Raw genomic sequence first — 18,229 nt, forward strand, 5'->3', positions numbered from 1 at the left:
TGCAGGGGGGACCCTGTGGGAGAGTAGGACGCCGCCGAACAAATATTGCGAAAACCCCTGTACCGTTTATTCGGTACAGGGGTTTTCTGCGTTTAGGCTCAGCGGTATGCGCTATGACCTCGTGATCTTCGACAACGACGGTGTACTCGTCGACAGTGAGCCGATCTCCAACAGGCTCCTGGCCGGCTATCTCACCGAGCTCGGGCACCCGACCTCCTACGAGGAGTCCCTCCGCGACTACATGGGTGCCGCGATGCACCGCGTCCACGATCTCGTCGAGGAGCGCACTGGGCAGCGGTTGCCGGACGACTTCGACGATGTCTTCCATGCGCGTGTATTCGCCGCGTTCGAGCGGGAGCTGAAGCCGGTCGCCGGGGCCGTCGACGTGTTGGAGAGGCTGGTCGCGGACGGGGTGCCGTACTGCGTGGCGTCGTCCGGGAGCCATGAGCGGATTCGGGTGGGGCATCGGACCACCGGGCTGGACGAGTGGTTCGAGGACGAGTGGGTCTTCAGCTCCGAGGACGTGGGGCGGGGGAAGCCCGCGCCGGATCTGTTCCTGTACGCGGCCGAGCGGATGGGCGTGGCGCCGGAGCGGTGTGTCGTCGTAGAGGACAGTCCGTTGGGGGTGCAAGCGGCTGTGGCGGCCGGGATGGATGTGTATGGGTTCGCTGCCATGACTCCTGCTGAGCGGCTTGGCGGGGTTACTCAACTCTTTGGTGACATGGGGCAGTTGGCTGAGCTGCTGGGATGACCTCGGGCATCGTTCGGGCACTGACATTTGTCATGCCGAGGTCCGGACGATCGGTTCTACTGGCGGGCCGGGGCCTCGCGGCAAGCTGAGGGCATGACGACGAACACGGGCTCCATGAAGAAGAACTTCGGGCCGCTCCTCGCGGATGTGGCGGTGCCGATCGGGTCGTATTACCTGCTGAAGAGCGGGTTCGGGATGGGGACCGTGGCGGCTCTGGGGTGGAGCAGTGTCGTGCCGGCAGTGCAGACGGTGTGGGGCGTTGTCGCGGAGCGGACGATCAATGCCTTCGCCGTGCTGATTCTCTTCGTGAATGTTGTCGGGCTGCTGCTCAGTTTCGTGGCCGGTGATCCGCGGCTGATGCTCGCCAAGGACAGCGGGGTCAGCAGTGTCGTCGGGATCGGGATCCTCGTGTCCGTGGTGATGGGGAAGCCGATGATGACCGCTGGTATGAAGCCCTTCCTGGTGAAGGGCGACCCGGAGCGGGAGGCCGCGTTCGAGCGGCTGTTGAGCGGGTCGGTGGCGTTTCAGCGGGCCGAGCGGCGGTTCTCGCTCGTGTGGGGTGTGATGCTGCTCGCGGAGTGCGTCGCGCGGGTCGTCGGTGTGTACACGCTGCCCGTGGACACCATGGTGTGGCTGGGCACGGTCGTGATGATCGGCACGATCGCCGTGACGTCCGTGGTCAGTGGCGGTGTCGCCGTAGGACCGATGGCGGAGATGATCGACGCGGAGCTGAAGGCCGGGGACACCCCCGTACCTGCGGCGATGCCGTCGCTGGCCGTCGCTCGGTAAAGCTGAGCGGAATTCATCTTTGGCTGGATCTACCCACGAGTACGCCGGGGCCCTTACGCTCGCCGCCATGACAGATGTGCTGCGGCGCGGTAGGGCCTCTTTGGCGTTCAGCTTCTTCGCTCAGGGCGCCACCTTCGCGCTGCTCGTGACGCGCATCCCGGCGATCCAGGACCGGTACGGGGTCTCGGACGGGCTGCTGCCCGTCTTCCTGGCCGCGGTGCCGATCCTCGCCGGGGTCGGCAGCGTCACGACCGAGCAGTTGGTGAAGCGAATACGGCCCAGCGTGCTGCTGCGCTGGTCCCAGCCCGTCGTCCTCCTGGCGCTGCTCGGGGTCGGGGCGGGCGACAGCATGGCCGAACTGGCCGTCGCCCTCGGCGCGTTCGGGCTCGGTGTGGGTGCGCTGGACGCCTCGATGAACATGCTCGGGGTGAGTCTGCAGCGGACGTACGGACGAAGCATCATGCTCAGCTTCCATGCCGCGTACAGCCTGGGCGGGATCGTGGGGGCCTCGCTGGCTTGGGCGGGGGCGCACTGGCATCTGGCGCTGTGGGTGTCGTATCTGCCCGTGGTGGCTGTGTTGTTGCCGGCCGCCTTTGTGGGGAGCCGGTGGTACGTCGACGGGGGTGCGCCGGGTGAGGAAGGCGAGGGGGCGGAGGCTGGGCCGCTCGTCTTCAAGTTGCTGCTGCCGTTGTGTCTGGTGATGACCTTCGCCTATATCGGGGACTCGACCGTCTCCAACTGGAGTGCGAAGTATCTGAAGGACGTGCTGGGCAGTTCGGAGCAGGTGGCGACCGTTCCGTACAACGTCTACATGGTGATGTGCCTGGTCGGGCGGGGGATCGGGGATCTCGGGGTGCGGCGGTTCGGGGCCGTGGCCGTGGTGCGGTTGGGTGCCGTGGTGGCCGCGGTGGGGTTCGCCGTGGTGGCCGTGGCGCCCGGGGCCGGGGTCGGGATGCTCGGGTTCACCTTGTTGGGGCTCGGGTTGTGTGTGCTGGTGCCGCAGACCTTTGCGGCGGCCGGGCGTTTGTTCCCCGGGGCTTCGGATACGGCCATTGCGCGACTCAATGTGTTCAATTACGTCGGGTTCCTGATCGGTTCGCCGTTGGTGGGGGCGCTGGGCGACGCCTGGAGTTACCGCGGGGCGATGCTCGTGCCGATGGTGTTGGTGCTGGTGACGTTGGTGTACGCCCGCTCGTTCGCGCCGCCGGCGGGCCGGTACGGTGACGGGCATGAGCGGGCGCGCACAGCTGATGTGGGACGAGGCAGTAACGGGCTATGACTTCGGCCGGGACCATCCGATGGACCCGGTCCGGCTCGCCCTGACCCGGAGACTCGTCGATGCCTTCGGGCTCGACAAGGACGTGGATGTGGTGGCGGCCAAGCCCGCCGGGGATTCGACGCTGCGGCTGGTTCACCGGGAGGACTACGTCGAGGCGGTGAAGGCGGCCTCGGCTGATCCGGAGTCGGCGGACGGGGCGTATGGGCTCGGGACCATGGATGATCCGGCCTTTGCCGGGATGCATGAGGTGTCGGCGCTGATTGCGGGGCAGTCGGTGGGGGCGGCTGAGGCTGTGTGGGGCGGGGACGCGCTGCATGCCGTGAACTTCTCGGGTGGGCTGCATCACGCTATGCCGGGGGCTGCCTCGGGGTTCTGTATCTACAACGACGCCTCGCTCGCTGTCGCCCGGCTGTTGGAGTTGGGGGCCGAGCGGGTCGCGTACGTCGATGTCGATGTGCATCACGGGGACGGGGTCCAGGCGGCGTTCTGGGACGACCCCCGGGTGTTGACGATCTCCCTGCATGAGCATCCTCGGACCTTGTTCCCGCAGACCGGGTGGCCGGAGGAGACCGGGGCCGGGAAGGGGGAGGGCTCCGCGGTCAATGTGGCGTTGCCGGCCGGGACCGGGGACGCGGGGTGGTTGCGGGCCTTTCACGCCGTCGTGCCGGAGCTGATCGCGGACTTCCGGCCACAGGTGCTGGTTTCGCAGCACGGGGCCGATACGCACTTCGAGGATCCGCTTGCTCATCTCGCGGTGTCGTTGGATGCGCAGCGGGCGGTGCAGGTCGCGTGTCATGAGCTCGCGCACGAGTACGCCGACGGGAAGTGGGTCGCGCTCGGCGGGGGCGGTTATGCCGTGGTGGAGGTGGTGCCGCGGTCGTGGACGCATCTCGTCGCTATTGCCGCGGGGCGGGAGATCGCTCCGGAGGCGGTGATTCCTGAGGGGTGGCGGCAGGAAGTGTTCGCTCGGACGCGGCAGTTGGGGCCGCAGCGGATGACGGATGGGCGGTGGCCGGTGGCCTACGCCGACTGGGAGTCGGGGTACGACCCCGCCGACCGTCTTGACCAGGCTGTTGTGGCTACTCGGCGGGCGGTGTTTCCGTTGCGGGGGTTGCTGGCGTAGGTCTTTGGCGGATGTGCGGGTGGGTGGGTAGGGGCGGCGGGGATTATTTCGCCCCCGCCGCCCCTACCCGTCCCATCCCTGGGGGGGGGGGGGCCCCCCCCCCCCCCCCCCCGCCGCGCCCCCCCCCGCGGGCCCCCCCCCCCGCGGCGGGGGGGGGGGGGGGGGGGGGGGTGGGGCGCGGGGGGGGGGGGGGGGGGGGGGGGGGGGGGGGGGGGGGGGGGGGGGGGGGGGGTGTGGGGGGGGGGGGGGGGGGGGGGGGGGGGGGGGGGGGGGGGGGGTTTTTTTCCCCCCCCCCCGCCCCTACCCGTCCCATCCCTGGGGGCTGCGCCCCCAGACCCCCCATCGGCCTGGACGGCCTCGTCCTCAAACGCCGGACGGGCTGAGTGGGGTGGCCTGCGTTGAGAGGATGCCGGACGGGCTGGATTTGCCCGTCCGGCGTTGGATGCGAGACCTGGTGCGTCAGCCGCAGTGGCCGGAGTCGCCGCCCGTGGCCGAGCCGATCGCGCCGTACCACTCGGCGCAGTAGCCGCGGGCGGACATGTAGACGGGGCCGGCGTAGGACGTGTACTGGCCGCTGTCGACGACCGGGGTGCTCTCGTGGCCGACGCTGATGTTGAGCTCGACGGCCATGAAGATCTTCGCGCCCGGGGCATTGCGGATGGTCACGGCGCAGTTCTTGCCGGTGGACTCGTTCCAGGTCAGGAAGACCTTGCCGACGTTGCCGACCGGGGTGGAGTCGATGACCTTGTAGCCGGTGCCGCAGGCGCCGTTGTAGGTGGCGGCGGCTGCCGCCTTGGTGGTGGTGGAGGTGGCTGCCGAGGCCGGGGCGGTGGCGGCTGCCGTGCCGGCGAGGGCCAGGACGGTGAGTGCGGCGGCGGTTGTGGTGCGTCGGGACAGCTTCATCTTCGTGTTCCCCCTGCTGGTTGATGGTCAACTCGCTTGGGACGGTTGGTCGTTCCGTCCCACGCAAGGTGAGACCCGGGAAGCCGCAGGACAGTTGTGGGCTGTTGTGTCACCGTCCTGTCACCGGTGTTACGCCAACCGCGCGGTGTTTCCGGGGTTCTCGCTCTGCCTGGGCGCCGTGTCCGTCAGCATCACCCTCGTGTTGAGCACCGGCGCCCTCCGCGCCCATCTGCTGGCCGCCCGGCTGGCCGGGCCCGTGGCCACCTCGCGGGAGGAGAGTCTGCGGAGCTATCGCGCCTTCGCCGCGCGGGACCCCCGGGTGCTGATCGGACTCGATCCCGAATGGACGTGGGGGCAGAAGGATCTGATCGGGTTGATGGCGGACAAGTGCGGGGTTTCGGCCGACCCGACGCACACTTCCGGGCATGATGTGATCGATCCGGAGCGGACTTTGGCCGCGTTGGACGCCTTCGCCGATCGGTTGGGGGAGGTGGCGGAGCGCAGCGGGGCCGTGCTTCTCGGCACCGGGCATCCGCATCGACTGCTCGGGTTCTACGCCGCGTTGGCGGACGCCTTGTCGGCGGCAGGGTGTGCTGTTCTCACCCCTGCGCATGGTCGCTGTGTCGACATAACGACCCGGTTCGGTCTACGCACGTACAACCTTGACTACGTCCAGGGGGTCGGGCTGGTCCGTGAACCGGGCCCCGAACGCACCGGTTGTGAGCCCGGCGCACACACGCACTCACCGCTCCCGGTTCGTACCGTGCTGGGTGCGGCTGCGGAGGCCGGCGGGGTGCTTCCGGAACTGGTGATCGGGGACCACGGATGGGTCTGCGGGGCAGGTCAGCTGGGGTTTGAGGCTATTGGTCTTGCCGATACGGATGACCCTGCGCTCTTCGTGGGGGAGGCCGAGGGGTCGGTGTCCGTCGCAGTTCCACTTGATGACGCCGTACGGTCCGATTACTACCGCCCGCTTACCCGCTACGTACTCAATCGAGCGTGTCTGTCACAGTAGGCCGCCGATGGCCGCCGATGGGTGCACCTCTTCCCCACTCGCATCACACGCCCCTACATTGGGGAGTGAGCACGCAACGACGAAGAGTCACCGGAAGGGGAAGCCGGTGACCGTCGAGTGCGGAAGGTTCAGGTGTGTCATGGCTGCAGCTGGCGAGAGGCCTCTGAACGAGGTTCAGTTCCTTACCGTGGCGGAGGTCGCCTCGGTGATGCGAGTGTCGAAGATGACCGTGTACCGGTTGGTGCACAGCGGTCATCTGCCCGCTATCCGGGTGGGGCGGTCCTTCCGCGTCCCCGAGCAAGCGGTACACGAGTACCTTCGCGAGAGTTATGTGGGGGTGGAGACAGCCTGAGGCGATACCTCGATTACGACCTCAGCGCTCGGACGGGTAGGCTGGCCCCTTGTAGGTCGTATGGGCCCATGATGCCCAGCACCGAGTGATGAGAAGTGAGCGAGGGTAGTCGTGGGCTCTGTTATCAAGAAGCGGCGCAAGCGGATGGCTAAGAAGAAGCACCGCAAGCTGCTGAAGCGCACGCGCGTGCAGCGTCGTAACAAGAAGTAGGCGACGCGGCGCCGCGAGAGCGTCTCCTGTGGCCCCCCACCGAATTCGGTGGGGGGCCACAGTTATTTCCGCGCCCATGTCCGCGTCATGTGCCGAATGCGGGTACTCGGAACGTCGTCCGGCGGGCGGTCATCACAGCGCAACACCGAACCGCTAGGTTGGCCGCACACGGGTAACTCAAAAGGAAGGCGCTGATCTTGGGGAAGGTCGTGCTCGTGACCGGAGTGGCCCGACAGCTGGGGGGCCGGTTCGTACGACGGATCCAGCGTGACCCTCAGGTGGACCGGGTGATCGCCGTGGACGCGGTCGCGCCCGGGCACCATCTCGGGGGCGCGGAGTTCATCCAGGCCGACATCCGGCAGCCCACCATCGCGCGGGTGCTCGCCGAGTCGGGCGCCGACACGGTCGTGCACATGGACGTGACGGGCACGGCGCTGGGCAGCGGCAGCCGGACCACGGTCAAGGAGACCAACGTCATCGGCACCATGCAGCTGCTGGGCGCCTGCCAGAAGTCGCCGGTCGTGAAGCGCCTGGTGGTGAAGTCCAGTACGAACGTCTACGGCTCCGCCCCGCGCGACCCGGCCGTCTTCACCGAGGGCACCCCGCCGAAGTCCCTGCCGAGCGGCGGCTTCGCGAAGGACACCGTCGAGGTCGAGGGGTACGTGCGCGGCTTCGCCCGCCGCCGCCCCGACGTCGCCGTCTGCGTGCTGCGCTTCGCCAACATCCTTGGTCCTACGGCGGATTCGCCGCTCGCGTCGTACTTCTCGCTGCCGGTCCTGCCGACCGTGTTCGGCTACGACCCGCGGCTGCAGTTCGTGCACGAGGACGACGTGATCGACGTCCTGCGGATCGCCTCGCACGATCCGGAGCGGGGCACGCTCAACAGCGGCACCTTCAACATCGCCGGGGACGGCGTCCTGTTGCTCTCCCAGTGCTCCCGGCGCCTGGGCCGCCCGACCGTGCCGCTGCTGCTGCCGGCGGTCACCTGGGCGGGTTCCCTGGTGCGTACGCTGGGGATGACGGACTTCTCCCCGGAACAGATCCGGCTGCTCACCCACGGCCGGGTCGTGTCGACGGTCCAGATGCGCGAGACGCTGGGATACAAGCCGAAGTACACGACCGCCGAGACCTTCGCGGACTTCGCGCGCAGTCAGGGCCCGGGGCTGCTGCCGCCGGAGGTCCTCGCGGGGGCCGTCGACCGGATCGCCGCGCTGTCCAGGCCGGACAGTGGCCACCCCCCGACGCCGAGCGCCAACTGAGGAGCGCATCAACGATGGCGGATGCCAAGGTCATTCCGTTCGACGACGACCGGTCCCGCGCGAACGGCGTGCAGCGGCCGCAGCGGCGCCGGAGCACGGGGAACCGGCGCAAGAACGGCGAGCCCGCGCTGGTCCGTGAGGTCCAGCCCCTGCCGGGCCGGGACTTCGCGCAGGATGATGTTCCTGTGACGCGTGAGGAACACGAGCCGGAGCAGACACCGGGCGACGAGGCCGGCCAGAGCGGGCTGGAACGCCGGGTCGCCCACGGCCTGTCGTTCCTGCGTCGCCGGCTCACCGGGGACTACGAGGTCGACGACTTCGGCTACGACGAGGAGCTCACCGACGAGCTTCTGATGCCTGCGCTGCGCCCGTTGTACGAGAAGTACTTCCGGGTCGAGGTCAAGGGCATCGAGAACATCCCGGCGGAGGGCGGCGCGCTGATCGTCGCCAACCACTCCGGGACGCTGCCGCTGGACGGCGTGATGATGCAGATCGCCGTCCACGACAACCACCCGGCGGGCCGCCACCTCCGGCTCCTCGCGGCGGACCTCGTCTTCATGCTCCCGGTGGTCAACGAACTCGCCCGCAAGGCCGGTCACACCCTCGCCTGCGCGGAGGACGCCGAACGGCTGCTGGGCCGGGGCGAGTTGGTCGGTGTGATGCCGGAGGGCTTCAAGGGCATCGGCAAGCCGTTCAGCGAGCGCTACAAACTCCAGCGCTTCGGCCGCGGCGGCTTCGTCTCCACCGCCCTGCGCAAGGGCACGCCGATCATCCCGTGCTCGATCGTGGGGGCCGAGGAGATCTACCCGATGATCGGCAACTCCAAGACGCTCGCCCGGGTCCTGGGTTTTCCGTACTTCCCGATCACTCCGACGTTCCCCTGGCTCGGTCCTCTCGGCGCGATCCCGTTGCCGACGAAGTGGACGATCCAGTTCGGTGAGCCGATCCCCACGGACGGCTACCCGCCGGAGGCGGCCGAGGACCCGATGCTGATGTTCAACCTCACGGACCAGGTGAGGGAGCAGATCCAGCACACGTTGTACAAGTTGCTGGTGCAGCGGCGGTCGGTGTTTTTCTAGTTTTGGTTCCGAAGTTCTTTGGCTGCCAGCCCGGTGGGGACTGGTCGCGCAGTTCCCCGCGCCCCTAAAACGATGGGCGCCCCTTGTTGGAGGGGCGCCCATCGTTGTACAGCCGAGGCGGAGCTAATTCGCGTCCTCGCTGTCGATGCCCAAGCCCGGCAGCAGGCCCGGGAGCAGCGGGGGCAGCGTGACGTCCGGTTCGGTGATCGAGGGTTTGCTCGTGGACGGGGACTCCGTGCCGGAGGTCTTCGGGGGGTCCAGGAGGCCGCCCGTGTTGCCGCCGAGGAGGCCGTCGCCGGTGGTGGCGGATGAACTCGGGGTGCTGGAGTGGCTGGTCTCCGCGGAGCCGTCGGTCGTGCTCGGTGTCGTCGAGCGGTGGGTGCCGGTGGAGCCGCCCGTGGACGTCGTACCCGGAGCCCGGTGTTTGCCGGTGCCGGGGGTCGTCGCCGGGGGTTGGGGGAGCAGCGACTGGAGCGGGGCGACCTCTTCGTCTATGGCGTCGAAGACCGAGGAGACCTGGTCGCTGACGTCGCCGAGCTGGACGGGGAGACGGTCGCGCAGGGCGCCCCAGGCCTCGCGGTGCGAGCGGGAGAACGCGGAGAGGGCCTGGATGGGGCCCAGCGAGTTCGGGTCCTGCTCGTACGCCTCGTGCAGCAGGCGGTGGCCCTCGGAGGCGTCGTGGGTCATCCCGGCGAGCGTGCGGCGGATCTCGCCGAGCTGCTCGTGGTCGAGGTGGCCGCTGCGGTCCCGCTCGATCAGCCGGCGTGCCTCGCTCAGGCGGTTGGACGCCTGGTCGAGGAAGGCCACACCGCGCTGGTCGTCGCCGTCGGACAGGTAGTTGAGCTTGAAGTCCTCGATGCCGCGCTTCAGGCCGTAGAGCGAGTCACCGGGCAGGGCGCCCGAACTCGCCGCGGCCACTCCGCCGAAGGCACCCGCCGCGACCCCGACGCTCAGTCCGCCGGCCGCGAGGCCCTTGGTGAGCCGGGTGCGCGGTCGCAGCTTGCCCAGACCGGTGGCCCGGTGCGCACCCCGGGACCGGGGGGACCGCTGCTCCGGTACCGAGGGTTCGGGTGCCTCGCCCTGCAGCATGGCCTCGAACGCGGCGACCAGCTGAGCCCGCTGGACCACCTTGACCTCGGGGTCCAGCACGGGTTTGGGCAGCTCGCCGAGACCGGTGGCGAAGGCCAGCATGCGGCCCTGCTCGGTCTGTTCCGCAGCAGCCGGGGCCGGGGCCGGTCCTTCGGACTGCTCGGCCGCCGTGCCCTGGTCGGACTGCTCCTCTTCCAGGGCCTGGGCGAAGGCGTTCGCCCGCCGGTGCGCCGATACGTTCGCGATCACTGGCGGCACCTCCTCTCGCGTCATGACGGTCGACTCCCCAGGGGGTCCTGAGGGTTGCACAGCCTGACCGCATCCACACGATCGAGTGATCGGGGAGGGTCAGGTCGTGACCACAGGGAGCCTGTATCCCGCACAACGACTGGCGCGGCACTTGGGTTACGGACGACGGATGATCCGACCGCGAACTCAACGGACTTTCACTGAGCGCGAGTTGGGCGTTACCGAGCGTATGCCGTCAGCGGGCGTCGTCCGGGAGGAGCCGGGCGAGAGTGCGCACGGCCCGATACTGGAGGGTCTTGATCGCGCCCTCGTTCTTGCCCATCACGCGGGCGGTCTCCGCGACGGAGAGGCCCTGCAGGAAGCGGAGCGTGACGCACTCCTGCTGCTGCGGGTTGAGCCGCCGTACGGCGTCGAGCAGTGCGGCGTTCGACAGGGACTCCAGGACGGAGTCCTCGGGGGAGCGCTCGACCTCGTTGGCGTCGAGCATCTCGCCGGTGGTCACTTCCAGCCGGAAACGGCTCGACTTGAAGTGGTCGGCGACCAGGTTGCGGGCGATCGTCACCAGCCAGGCGCCGAAGTCGCGACCCTGATAGGTGAACGTGCCGATGCGGCGCAGGGCGCGCAGAAAGGTCTCGCTGGTGAGGTCCTCGGCGGTGGCTTTGCCTCCCACTCGGTAGTAGATGTACCGGTACACGGTGTCGCTGTACTGGTCGTAGAGGCGGCCGAAGGCGTCGGCTTCGCCGGCCTGGGCACGCTCCACGAGGTCCATCATCCGGGCGCTGTCGCTGTCAGCGGCCGGACGGCGTGCGGTGGCGGCGCCGGCCGAGCGCCCTCGTCTGCCCACCGCGGCGCCACCGTCGGCCAGTGCGTAGCACGGACCGACGGGTGCGGTGGTGGCGAAGGCGGCGGGGACGGCGTACGCGGTGGGGACGAAGCCGCGCAACAGGTCTTGGACCGTTGCGCGCAGCGTAGCCAGGCCCGAGGCGTCAACCCCGACGTGTGGGTACACGGGACTCCCAGAGGCAGAGCTTCCATCACGTGCAGTACCGGAACATTCACCCGTCGTAGCGACGGAGGGGTACCGGATTGCGTCTGAGGAGAATAACGCTTCGTGCAGGCGCTGCTACACCCAGTTGCTCAAATCATCGATTACGTCGCTTCTGTAACCGATTGGCGCCCGATCAAGTACCGCAGAGTGACCGGTTGTTGATCAGAACGGTCCGAATTCAGTCAGGGACCGGGGCGTGTTGTGGCCGTGTGCAGCCAACGTGACTGGACAGGGGGTTACGCGGGTACGACCCCTGGATTGGCTGTGTTTACCGCGTCACCGGCGTCGGCGGTGCAAAGCGATCGCCGCGGCCGTGCCGCCCGCCACCGCGCCCACGCCGGCCGCCGCCGGGATGCCGACCTTGGCCGCCTTGCGGGCCGTGCGGTAGTCGCGCAGCCGCCAGTCCAGCTCGCGCGCGTGCTTGCGCAGCTTGGAGTCCGGGTTGATGGCGTAGGGGTGCCCGACCAGCGAGAGCATCGGGATGTCGTTGTGCGAGTCGCTGTACGCGGCGCAGCGGGACAGGTCCAGGCCCTCCGCTGCCGCCAACGCCCGTACCGCCTCCGCCTTCGCGGGGCCGTGCAGCGGTTCGCCGACCAACTTGCCGGTGTAGACGCCGTCGACGGACTCGGCGACCGTGCCGAGCGCGCCGGTGAGGCCGAGGCGGCGGGCGATCACATTGGCGATCTCCACCGGGGCCGCTGTGACGAGCCACACCTTCTGGCCCGCGGCGAGGTGCGCCTCGGCGAGGGCGCGGGTGCCGGGCCAGATGCGCTCGGCCATGTACTCGTCGTAGATCTCCTCGCCGATCGACTGGAGTTCGGCGACGCGGTGGCCCTTGACGATGGACAGCGCGGAGTCGCGCGCCTCCTGCATGTGCTCGGGGTCCTCGGAGCCGGCGAGCCTGAACCAGGCCTGCTGCCAGGCGAACTTGAGGAGGTCGCGGGTCTCGAAGAACTTCCGTTTGTGCAGGCCCCGGCCGAAGTGGAAGATCGACGCGCCCTGCATGACGGTGTTGTCGAGGTCGAAGAAGGCGGCTGCTCTGTCGTCGCCGAGGACCGGGAACTCCGGTTCCTGTGTTGCTTCTTTCGCGAGGGCGTCCTCTATGTCCTGGACATCCTGCGACGACTTGCGCGCTGCCTCCGCAGAGGCCTCGCCTGCCAACACGCTCCGCGCCGTGGCGGAGCGCCTACGGGGAGTGAGCCATCCGAGAGCGGCCATGTCGTGAGCATAGCCAGTTTGTTCGGTGGTTCCGGAGCCGAGAGGTTCGGAGGCTGTGAACTCTCCGCGACCGGGCCGTTAAAGAAGTGCACCGGTGGCGCGAGAATGGTGTGCATGAGTCATCTCGTCACCCTCATCCGCAAGCCCGGCTGTCATCTCTGCGAGGACGCGCAGCTCGTCGTGGAGAAGGTCTGCGCCGACCTGGGGGTCCCCTGGGAGGAGAAGGACATCACCGAGGACCAGCGACTGCACGACGAGTACTGGGAGCAGATTCCCGTCGTCCTCATCGATGGGAAACAGCACACCTTCTGGCGGGTGGACGAGGGCCGGCTGCGCCGGGAACTGACCAAGTAGTTCAACGCGCACCCGAACGTCGCTTAGGATCGACGGCGGTTTGGTCTCGGGGGCGGGAATTACGAGGAGTGTGGCGGTTTTGCCCCCTGGAATACGCCTGGGACGCGTGTGCGTGACCCCGGTCACGTTGGCCGGGCAAATCGGACACCATCTTTGTGCACGCGTTCACAAAGACATAGCCTGCTTCCGACGGGGCGGTCTGGGTACGTGTGACCGCCCACAGCCCCGCTCTACCCGCAGGAGCACCGTGGCAACTGGCCGAACTCACCGACCGGCGAGCCGTAGCCGAGGGATTCCCGAGGCCACCGTCGCCCGTCTCCCGCTGTACCTCCGCGCGCTGACCGGACTCTCGGAGCGCTCGGTGCCCACGGTCTCCTCCGAGGAGCTCGCGGCCGCCGCCGGGGTCAACTCCGCGAAGCTGCGCAAGGACTTCTCCTACCTCGGCTCCTACGGCACCCGCGGTGTGGGCTACGACGTCGAGTACCTCGTCTACCAGATCTCCCGCGAGCTGGGCCTCACCCAGGACTGGCCGGTCGTGATCGTCGGTATCGGGAACCTCGGCGCCGCGCTCGCCAACTACGGCGGGTTCGCCTCCCGAGGCTTCCGGGTCGCCGCCCTCATCGACGCCGACCCGGCGATGGCCGGCAAGCCCGTCGCGGGCATCCCGGTGCAGCACTCGGACGAGCTGGAAAAGATCATCAGCGACAACGGCGTCTCCATCGGCGTCATCGCGACCCCCGCCGGTGCCGCCCAGCCGGTCTGCGACCGCCTCGTGGCCGCCGGTGTGACGTCCATCCTGAACTTCGCGCCGACCGTGCTGACCGTCCCGGACGGCGTCGACGTCCGCAAGGTCGACCTCTCGATCGAGCTGCAGATCCTCGCCTTCCACGAGCAGCGCAAGGCCGGCGAGGAGGCCGCCAACGAGGCGGCGCACCCGGCCGCCGCGCACCGTGGCGACTCCGCCGAGCAGGGCCCTGACGGGGACGTCCCCGCCGTGATGCCGGCATGAGCCTCCTCGTCGTCGGGCTGAGCCACCGCAGCGCGCCGGTCAGTCTCCTGGAGCGGGCCACGCTGAACGCGGACGCCCAGTTCAAGCTCCTCCAGGACACGGTCGCCGCCGAACCGGCCGCCGAGGCCGCGCTGTTGGCCACCTGCAACCGCATCGAGCTCTACGCCGACGTGGACAAGTTCCACGCGGGCGTCGCGGAGTTGTCCACACTGCTCGCCCAGCACAGCGGCGTCGGCCTGGACGAGCTCACTCCTTATCTCTACGTGCACTACGAGGACCGGGCCGTCCACCACCTCTTCTCGGTGGCCTGCGGCCTCGACTCGATGGTCGTCGGCGAGGGCCAGATCCTCGGCCAGATCAAGGACTCCCTCGCCACGGCGCAGGAACTGCACTCCGCCGGGCGGCTGTTGAACGAGCTGTTCCAGCAGGCCCTCCGCGTCGGCAAGCGCGCCCACTCGGAGACCGGCATCGACCGCGCGGGCCAGTCCCTGGTCACCTTCGGCCTTCAACAGCTCTCCTCCGGCACGGCAGTTGAAGCCTGGGCCAAGGGGAAACGGGCCCTGGTGATCGGCGCCGGCTCCATGTCGTCGCTGGCCGCCGCGACCCTCGCGCGTGCCGGGGTCGCCGAGATCGTCGTCGCCAACCGCACCTCCGACCGTGCCGAGCGGCTCGCCCAGATCATCACCGAGAGCCCCGAAACGGACGTGTCCGCCCGCGCGGTACCGATGGATTCGGTGCCGTTCGAGCTGACACGTGCCGATGTCGCCGTGTCCTGCACGGGCGCTACGGGCCTGGTCCTGACGGCCGACGCGGTCGCGGACGCGGTCGAGGGCCGGGTGTCGCCGGACGCGACGGTCGGTCGTACGGCCGTAGCGGATGTCGTGCGTGACGAGCTTCCGCCGACGTCCGTCGGGAGCGAGGACGGGTGTCCGCTGGACCTGTCCGCGGTGCAGGGGGCGAGTGGCTTCTCCGTGATGGGGGAGGCCGCCGTGGCCGGGATGGACGCGGCGACGCTGGAGCAGCACGCGGCCTGGGTCGGCGGCAGTGCCGTCGACCGGCGTGAGGCGGCCCGGCGTACGCCCGAGGCCGAGGCGGAACTCATCACCGCACTCGCCACCATGGCTACGACCGTCGGGCGGATCCCCGAGCGCCGCAGGCCCGAGCCCGTCGCCCACATCCCGCGCCCCGCGCCGGTGTTGTCGCTCCTCGACCTCGCGATGCCGCGGGACGTCGACGCGGCCGTGCACCGGCTGGCCGGGGTGCGGCTGGTGGACATCGAGTCGCTCGCCGAGGCCTCGGCGGACGCTCCGATGGCGGCGGACGTGGACGCGGTCCGGCGTATCGTCTCCGACGAGGTCGCGGCCTTCGGGGCAGCCCAGCGGGCCGCGCACATCACGCCGACCGTGGTCGCCCTGCGCGCCATGGCCGCCGAGGTCGTCGCCGGCGAGATCGCCCGGCTCGACGGACGGCTGCCCGGCCTCGACGACAAGCACCGCGCGGAGATCACCCAGACCGTGCGACGCGTCGTCGACAAGCTGCTGCACGCGCCGACCGTACGGGTCAAGCAGCTCGCGGCCGAGCCCGGCGGCGCCGGGTACGCGGACGCGCTGCGCACCCTGTTCGACCTCGACCAGGAGACGGTGGCCTCCGTCTCCCGGGCTGAAGAAGACTCTGAGAACGAGAACAGTAAGAACCGAGGGCCAGCATGAGTAGCAAGGCACCACTGAGGCTCGGGACCAGGCGGAGCAGACTCGCCCTGGCCCAGTCCGGGTTGGTGGCGGACGCCGTGAGCCAGGTGACCGGACGGCCCGTCGAGCTCGTCGAGATCACCACCTACGGCGACACCTCCCGTGAGCACCTCGCCCAGATCGGCGGCACCGGGGTCTTCGTGACCGCGCTGCGGGACGCGCTGCTCGGCGGTGAGGTCGACTTCGCGGTTCATTCGCTGAAGGACCTGCCGACGACGCAGCCCGCGGAACTGGTGCTCGCCGCCGTCCCGGAGCGCGAGGACCCGCGGGACGTGATCGTCGCCAGGGACGCCCTGAAGTTCACCGACCTGCCCCGCGGGGCGCGCATCGGTACGGGCTCCCCGCGGCGCACGGCCCAGCTGAACGCGTACGCGCGCAGCCACGGCCTCGACATCGAGACGGTCCCGATCCGCGGGAACATCGACACCCGCGTCGGCTTCGTACGGGACGGTGAACTGGACGCCGTCGTCCTGGCCGCCGCCGGACTGAGCCGGATCGGCCGCCTCGACGACGTGACCGACTTCCTGTCGGTCGACACGGTTTTGCCCGCCCCCGGCCAGGGGGCCCTGGCGATCGAGTGTGCCGCGGACAACGCGGACCTGATCGCGGCTCTCGGTGAGCTCGACGACCCGTTCACGCGGGTCGCCGTGACCGCCGAAAGGTCCCTGCTCGCCGCCCTGGAGGCCGGCTGCTCCGCCCCTGTGGGCGCGCTGGCCGACCTGCTGGCCGACGGGCAGATTGTCAAGGAAATGCGCCTGCGCGGAATAGTCGGCACGACCGACGGTTCGCGTACGGTGCAGCTGTCCACCACCGGTCCCGTGCCCGAGACGCATGACCAAGCACTGGCGCTCGGTCGCGAACTCGCCGCCGAGATGCTTGCCCAGGGCGCGGCCGGTCTGATGGGGGAGCAAGCCAAGTGAGCCCCACCACTCTTCCCGCCGCCGGTCCGGAACACGGGCACGTCACCTTCCTGGGTGCCGGACCCGGAGATCCGGGACTGCTCACACTGCGCGCCGTAGAGGCGCTGGCGAACGCGGACGTTCTCGTCGCCGAGCACGAGGTGCTCGACGTCGTACGTGCGCACGCCCGACCCGGCGTAGCCGTCGTGCATCCGGATCCGGGTCCTTCTTCGGACTCGTTCCCGGGCACAGGCACGCCTCAACTAACGGTTGTTGACGGTGCGTCAACAACCGTTGGCCTACCCGCTGTGCGGGATGCGGCACATCTTGTCATGGAGGCCGCGCGGGGCGGCAGGCGGGTCGTGCGTGCGGTGTCCGGGGACCCCGGACTAGATACGTACGCCGCCGAGGAAATGCTCGCCTGCGTCGCCGCGGGTGTGCCTTTCGAGGTCGTCCCGGGTGTTGCCGCGGCCGTCGGTGTGCCCGCGTACGCCGGTGTCCCGCTGCGGGACGCGCAGGGCGCGGACGTCCGGTTCGTGGACGCCCGTACCGCGTCGGACCGGTGCTGGACGGAGGTGGGGGCGTCGGACGGCACGGTGGTGGTTTCCACGTCGCTGGACTCCGTGGCTTCGGCCGCCGGTGAGTTGGTGGCTGCGGGTCGCAAGCCGGACACCCCGATGACGGTCACAGTGGCTGGTACGACCACTCGTCAGCGGACCTGGTCCGCGACGCTCGGGACGATCGCGCAGACGCTGAAGCAGGCGAAGGTGCTGCCCTCGCCCGAAGGCGGCCGGCCGGTGATAGCCGTGGTCGGTGAGCGGTCCGCCGCCGCGCAGCGCGACCAGTTGTCGTGGTTCGAGTCCAAGCCGCTGTTCGGCTGGAAGGTGCTCGTGCCGCGGACGAAGGAGCAGGCGGCGTCGCTCTCCGACCAGTTGCGGTCGTACGGGGCCGTTCCGCACGAGGTGCCGACGATCGCCGTCGAGCCGCCGCGGACGCCTCAGCAGATGGAGCGGGCGGTCAAGGGGCTCGTGACCGGACGGTACGAGTGGATCGCTTTCACCTCGGTGAACGCGGTCAAGGCCGTGCGGGAGAAGTTCGAGGAGTACGGGCTCGATGCTCGTGCCTTTGCCGGGATCAAGGTCGCGGCCGTGGGGGAGTCGACCGCCAAGGCGCTGGTTGCCTTCGGTGTGAAGCCGGACCTGGTGCCCAGCGGGGAGCAGTCCGCGGCCGGGTTGCTGGAGGACTGGCCTCCTTATGACCCCGTTTTTGATCCGATCGACCGGGTGTTCCTGCCCCGTGCGGACATCGCTACGGAGACGCTCGTCGCCGGGCTCATCGAACTCGGGTGGGAGGTCGATGACGTGACCGCCTACCGGACCGTGCGGGCCTCGCCGCCGCCGGCCGATACGCGGGAGGCGATCAAGGGGGGTGGCTTCGACGCCGTTCTCTTCACGTCGTCGTCCACGGTGCGGAACCTGGTGGGGATCGCCGGCAAGCCGCACAACGTGACCGTGATCGCGTGTATTGGTCCTGCTACGGCGAAGACGGCCGAGGAGCACGGGCTGCGGGTGGATGTGATGGCCCCGGAGCCGTCTGTGCACAAGCTGGCCGAGGCGTTGGCGAACTTCGGGTTGCGTAGGCGCGCGGCGGCTCAGGAGGCGGGGGACCCCGTTACCCGGCCCAGTGAGCGTCGGCCTGGTGCTCGGCGGCGGCGTACGACCTGAGGTGACCGGGGCGGAGCGCATCTCGCCGGTGTGCTCTGCCCATTACCTTCTTTGTAAAGCCCGGTTCGGGCTCGTGGCCTCCAGGTCCGGTAGGACTCTTTGCCCCTGTTGTTGATGATCCGGGGGGTGCT

The 18,229-nt window shown here is 69.4% G+C and carries 18 protein-coding genes; 14 read left to right on the plus strand and 4 right to left on the minus strand.

Annotated elements, in window-relative coordinates:
• Positions 1-106 precede the first annotated feature (106 nt).
• The 4 genes from ACGFY9_RS48625 to ACGFY9_RS48640 all read left to right on the plus strand — a co-directional run bounded on the left by ACGFY9_RS48625 (position 107) and on the right by ACGFY9_RS48640 (position 3,942).
• Positions 107-751 (plus strand): HAD family hydrolase, encoded by a 645-nt coding sequence (locus ACGFY9_RS48625; RefSeq protein WP_393765583.1) that lies wholly within the window; start codon positions 107-109, stop codon positions 749-751.
• 93 nt (positions 752-844) lie between these two features.
• On the plus strand, positions 845-1,540 hold the full coding sequence (locus ACGFY9_RS48630; RefSeq protein WP_393765585.1) for a VC0807 family protein: 696 nt from the start codon (positions 845-847) through the stop codon (positions 1,538-1,540).
• A 67-nt stretch (positions 1,541-1,607) separates the two neighbouring features.
• Positions 1,608-2,819, plus strand: a complete 1,212-nt coding sequence (locus ACGFY9_RS48635; RefSeq protein WP_393765587.1) for an MFS transporter — start codon at positions 1,608-1,610, stop codon at positions 2,817-2,819.
• Positions 2,770-3,942, plus strand: coding sequence for an acetoin utilization protein AcuC (locus tag ACGFY9_RS48640; protein WP_393765589.1), 1,173 nt, complete (start codon positions 2,770-2,772; stop codon positions 3,940-3,942). Before ACGFY9_RS48635 ends, ACGFY9_RS48640 begins: the two co-directional genes overlap by 50 nt.
• 459 nt (positions 3,943-4,401) lie before the next feature.
• Here ACGFY9_RS48640 and ACGFY9_RS48645 read toward each other — a convergent pair whose 3' ends face one another.
• The gene (locus tag ACGFY9_RS48645; RefSeq protein ID WP_393765591.1) at positions 4,402-4,845 is read right to left on the minus strand and encodes a spore-associated protein A; all 444 of its coding nucleotides are present in this window, start codon (positions 4,843-4,845) and stop codon (positions 4,402-4,404) included.
• Positions 4,846-5,044: 199 nt separating this feature from the next.
• Between ACGFY9_RS48645 and ACGFY9_RS48650 the strand changes: the two genes are divergently transcribed.
• The 5 genes from ACGFY9_RS48650 (at position 5,045) to ACGFY9_RS48670 (ending at position 8,760) form a co-directional block, all read left to right on the plus strand.
• Positions 5,045-5,860, plus strand: coding sequence for a phosphatase (locus ACGFY9_RS48650; protein WP_393765608.1), 816 nt, complete (start codon positions 5,045-5,047; stop codon positions 5,858-5,860).
• Between the two features lie 139 nt (positions 5,861-5,999).
• Positions 6,000-6,212, plus strand: coding sequence for a helix-turn-helix domain-containing protein (locus ACGFY9_RS48655; protein ID WP_004984898.1), 213 nt, complete (start codon positions 6,000-6,002; stop codon positions 6,210-6,212).
• A 111-nt stretch (positions 6,213-6,323) separates the two neighbouring features.
• Positions 6,324-6,422, plus strand: a complete 99-nt coding sequence (locus ACGFY9_RS48660) for a 30S ribosomal protein bS22 (protein ID WP_003948845.1) — start codon at positions 6,324-6,326, stop codon at positions 6,420-6,422.
• 197 nt (positions 6,423-6,619) lie between these two features.
• Positions 6,620-7,681 (plus strand): NAD-dependent epimerase/dehydratase family protein, encoded by a 1,062-nt coding sequence (locus ACGFY9_RS48665; protein ID WP_393765592.1) that lies wholly within the window; start codon positions 6,620-6,622, stop codon positions 7,679-7,681.
• A 14-nt stretch (positions 7,682-7,695) separates the two neighbouring features.
• Complete coding sequence (locus tag ACGFY9_RS48670) at positions 7,696-8,760, plus strand: lysophospholipid acyltransferase family protein (RefSeq protein ID WP_393765594.1); 1,065 nt, start codon at positions 7,696-7,698, stop codon at positions 8,758-8,760.
• Positions 8,761-8,883: 123 nt separating this feature from the next.
• Here the strand turns inward: ACGFY9_RS48670 and ACGFY9_RS48675 are convergent, their stop codons facing one another.
• The 3 genes from ACGFY9_RS48675 to ACGFY9_RS48685 form a co-directional block, all read right to left on the minus strand.
• Positions 8,884-10,098 (minus strand): DUF5667 domain-containing protein, encoded by a 1,215-nt coding sequence (locus tag ACGFY9_RS48675; protein WP_393765596.1) that lies wholly within the window; start codon positions 10,096-10,098, stop codon positions 8,884-8,886.
• Positions 10,099-10,333: 235 nt separating this feature from the next.
• A complete protein-coding gene (locus tag ACGFY9_RS48680) occupies positions 10,334-11,107 on the minus strand; it encodes an ECF subfamily RNA polymerase sigma factor, BldN family (RefSeq protein ID WP_026151088.1) in 774 nt (257 codons plus the stop codon).
• Positions 11,108-11,422: 315 nt separating this feature from the next.
• The gene (locus ACGFY9_RS48685; RefSeq protein ID WP_393765598.1) at positions 11,423-12,364 is read right to left on the minus strand and encodes an HAD family hydrolase; all 942 of its coding nucleotides are present in this window, start codon (positions 12,362-12,364) and stop codon (positions 11,423-11,425) included.
• Positions 12,365-12,478: 114 nt separating this feature from the next.
• On the opposite strand from ACGFY9_RS48685, the gene ACGFY9_RS48690 reads away from it, so the two are divergent.
• From ACGFY9_RS48690 to ACGFY9_RS48710, 5 genes are all read left to right on the plus strand, one after another.
• Positions 12,479-12,718: a glutaredoxin family protein gene (locus ACGFY9_RS48690; protein WP_317884273.1), complete on the plus strand. Its 240-nt coding sequence runs from the start codon at positions 12,479-12,481 to the stop codon at positions 12,716-12,718.
• Positions 12,719-12,965: 247 nt separating this feature from the next.
• Complete coding sequence (locus tag ACGFY9_RS48695) at positions 12,966-13,727, plus strand: redox-sensing transcriptional repressor Rex (RefSeq protein WP_393765600.1); 762 nt, start codon at positions 12,966-12,968, stop codon at positions 13,725-13,727.
• Complete coding sequence (locus ACGFY9_RS48700; RefSeq protein WP_393765602.1) at positions 13,724-15,436, plus strand: glutamyl-tRNA reductase; 1,713 nt, start codon at positions 13,724-13,726, stop codon at positions 15,434-15,436. The genes ACGFY9_RS48695 and ACGFY9_RS48700 overlap by 4 nt, the downstream gene beginning before the upstream one ends.
• Positions 15,433-16,395, plus strand: a complete 963-nt coding sequence (hemC, locus tag ACGFY9_RS48705; protein ID WP_393765604.1) for a hydroxymethylbilane synthase — start codon at positions 15,433-15,435, stop codon at positions 16,393-16,395. Before ACGFY9_RS48700 ends, hemC begins: the two co-directional genes overlap by 4 nt.
• On the plus strand, positions 16,392-18,098 hold the full coding sequence (locus ACGFY9_RS48710) for a uroporphyrinogen-III synthase (protein WP_393765606.1): 1,707 nt from the start codon (positions 16,392-16,394) through the stop codon (positions 18,096-18,098). The genes hemC and ACGFY9_RS48710 overlap by 4 nt, the downstream gene beginning before the upstream one ends.
• Positions 18,099-18,229 lie beyond the last annotated feature (131 nt).

It is taken from the genome of Streptomyces sp. NPDC048504, from assembly GCF_043200035.1.
Classification (GTDB): Bacteria; Actinomycetota; Actinomycetes; order Streptomycetales; family Streptomycetaceae; genus Streptomyces.

What these genes read in the sequence shown, in the direction of transcription:
- ACGFY9_RS48625 (WP_393765583.1), top strand. Translation starts at nt 107, where the DNA reads ATGCGCTATGACCTCGTGATCTTCGACAACGACGGTGTACTCGTCGAC.
- ACGFY9_RS48630 (WP_393765585.1), top strand. Translation starts at nt 845, where the DNA reads ATGACGACGAACACGGGCTCCATGAAGAAGAACTTCGGGCCGCTCCTC.
- ACGFY9_RS48635 (WP_393765587.1), top strand. Translation starts at nt 1,608, where the DNA reads ATGACAGATGTGCTGCGGCGCGGTAGGGCCTCTTTGGCGTTCAGCTTC.
- ACGFY9_RS48640 (WP_393765589.1), top strand. Translation starts at nt 2,770, where the DNA reads ATGAGCGGGCGCGCACAGCTGATGTGGGACGAGGCAGTAACGGGCTAT.
- ACGFY9_RS48645 (WP_393765591.1), bottom strand. Translation starts at nt 4,845, where the DNA reads ATGAAGCTGTCCCGACGCACCACAACCGCCGCCGCACTCACCGTCCTG.
- ACGFY9_RS48655 (WP_004984898.1), top strand. Translation starts at nt 6,000, where the DNA reads ATGGCTGCAGCTGGCGAGAGGCCTCTGAACGAGGTTCAGTTCCTTACC.
- ACGFY9_RS48670 (WP_393765594.1), top strand. Translation starts at nt 7,696, where the DNA reads ATGGCGGATGCCAAGGTCATTCCGTTCGACGACGACCGGTCCCGCGCG.
- ACGFY9_RS48685 (WP_393765598.1), bottom strand. Translation starts at nt 12,364, where the DNA reads ATGGCCGCTCTCGGATGGCTCACTCCCCGTAGGCGCTCCGCCACGGCG.
- ACGFY9_RS48690 (WP_317884273.1), top strand. Translation starts at nt 12,479, where the DNA reads ATGAGTCATCTCGTCACCCTCATCCGCAAGCCCGGCTGTCATCTCTGC.
- ACGFY9_RS48700 (WP_393765602.1), top strand. Translation starts at nt 13,724, where the DNA reads ATGAGCCTCCTCGTCGTCGGGCTGAGCCACCGCAGCGCGCCGGTCAGT.
- hemC (WP_393765604.1), top strand. Translation starts at nt 15,433, where the DNA reads ATGAGTAGCAAGGCACCACTGAGGCTCGGGACCAGGCGGAGCAGACTC.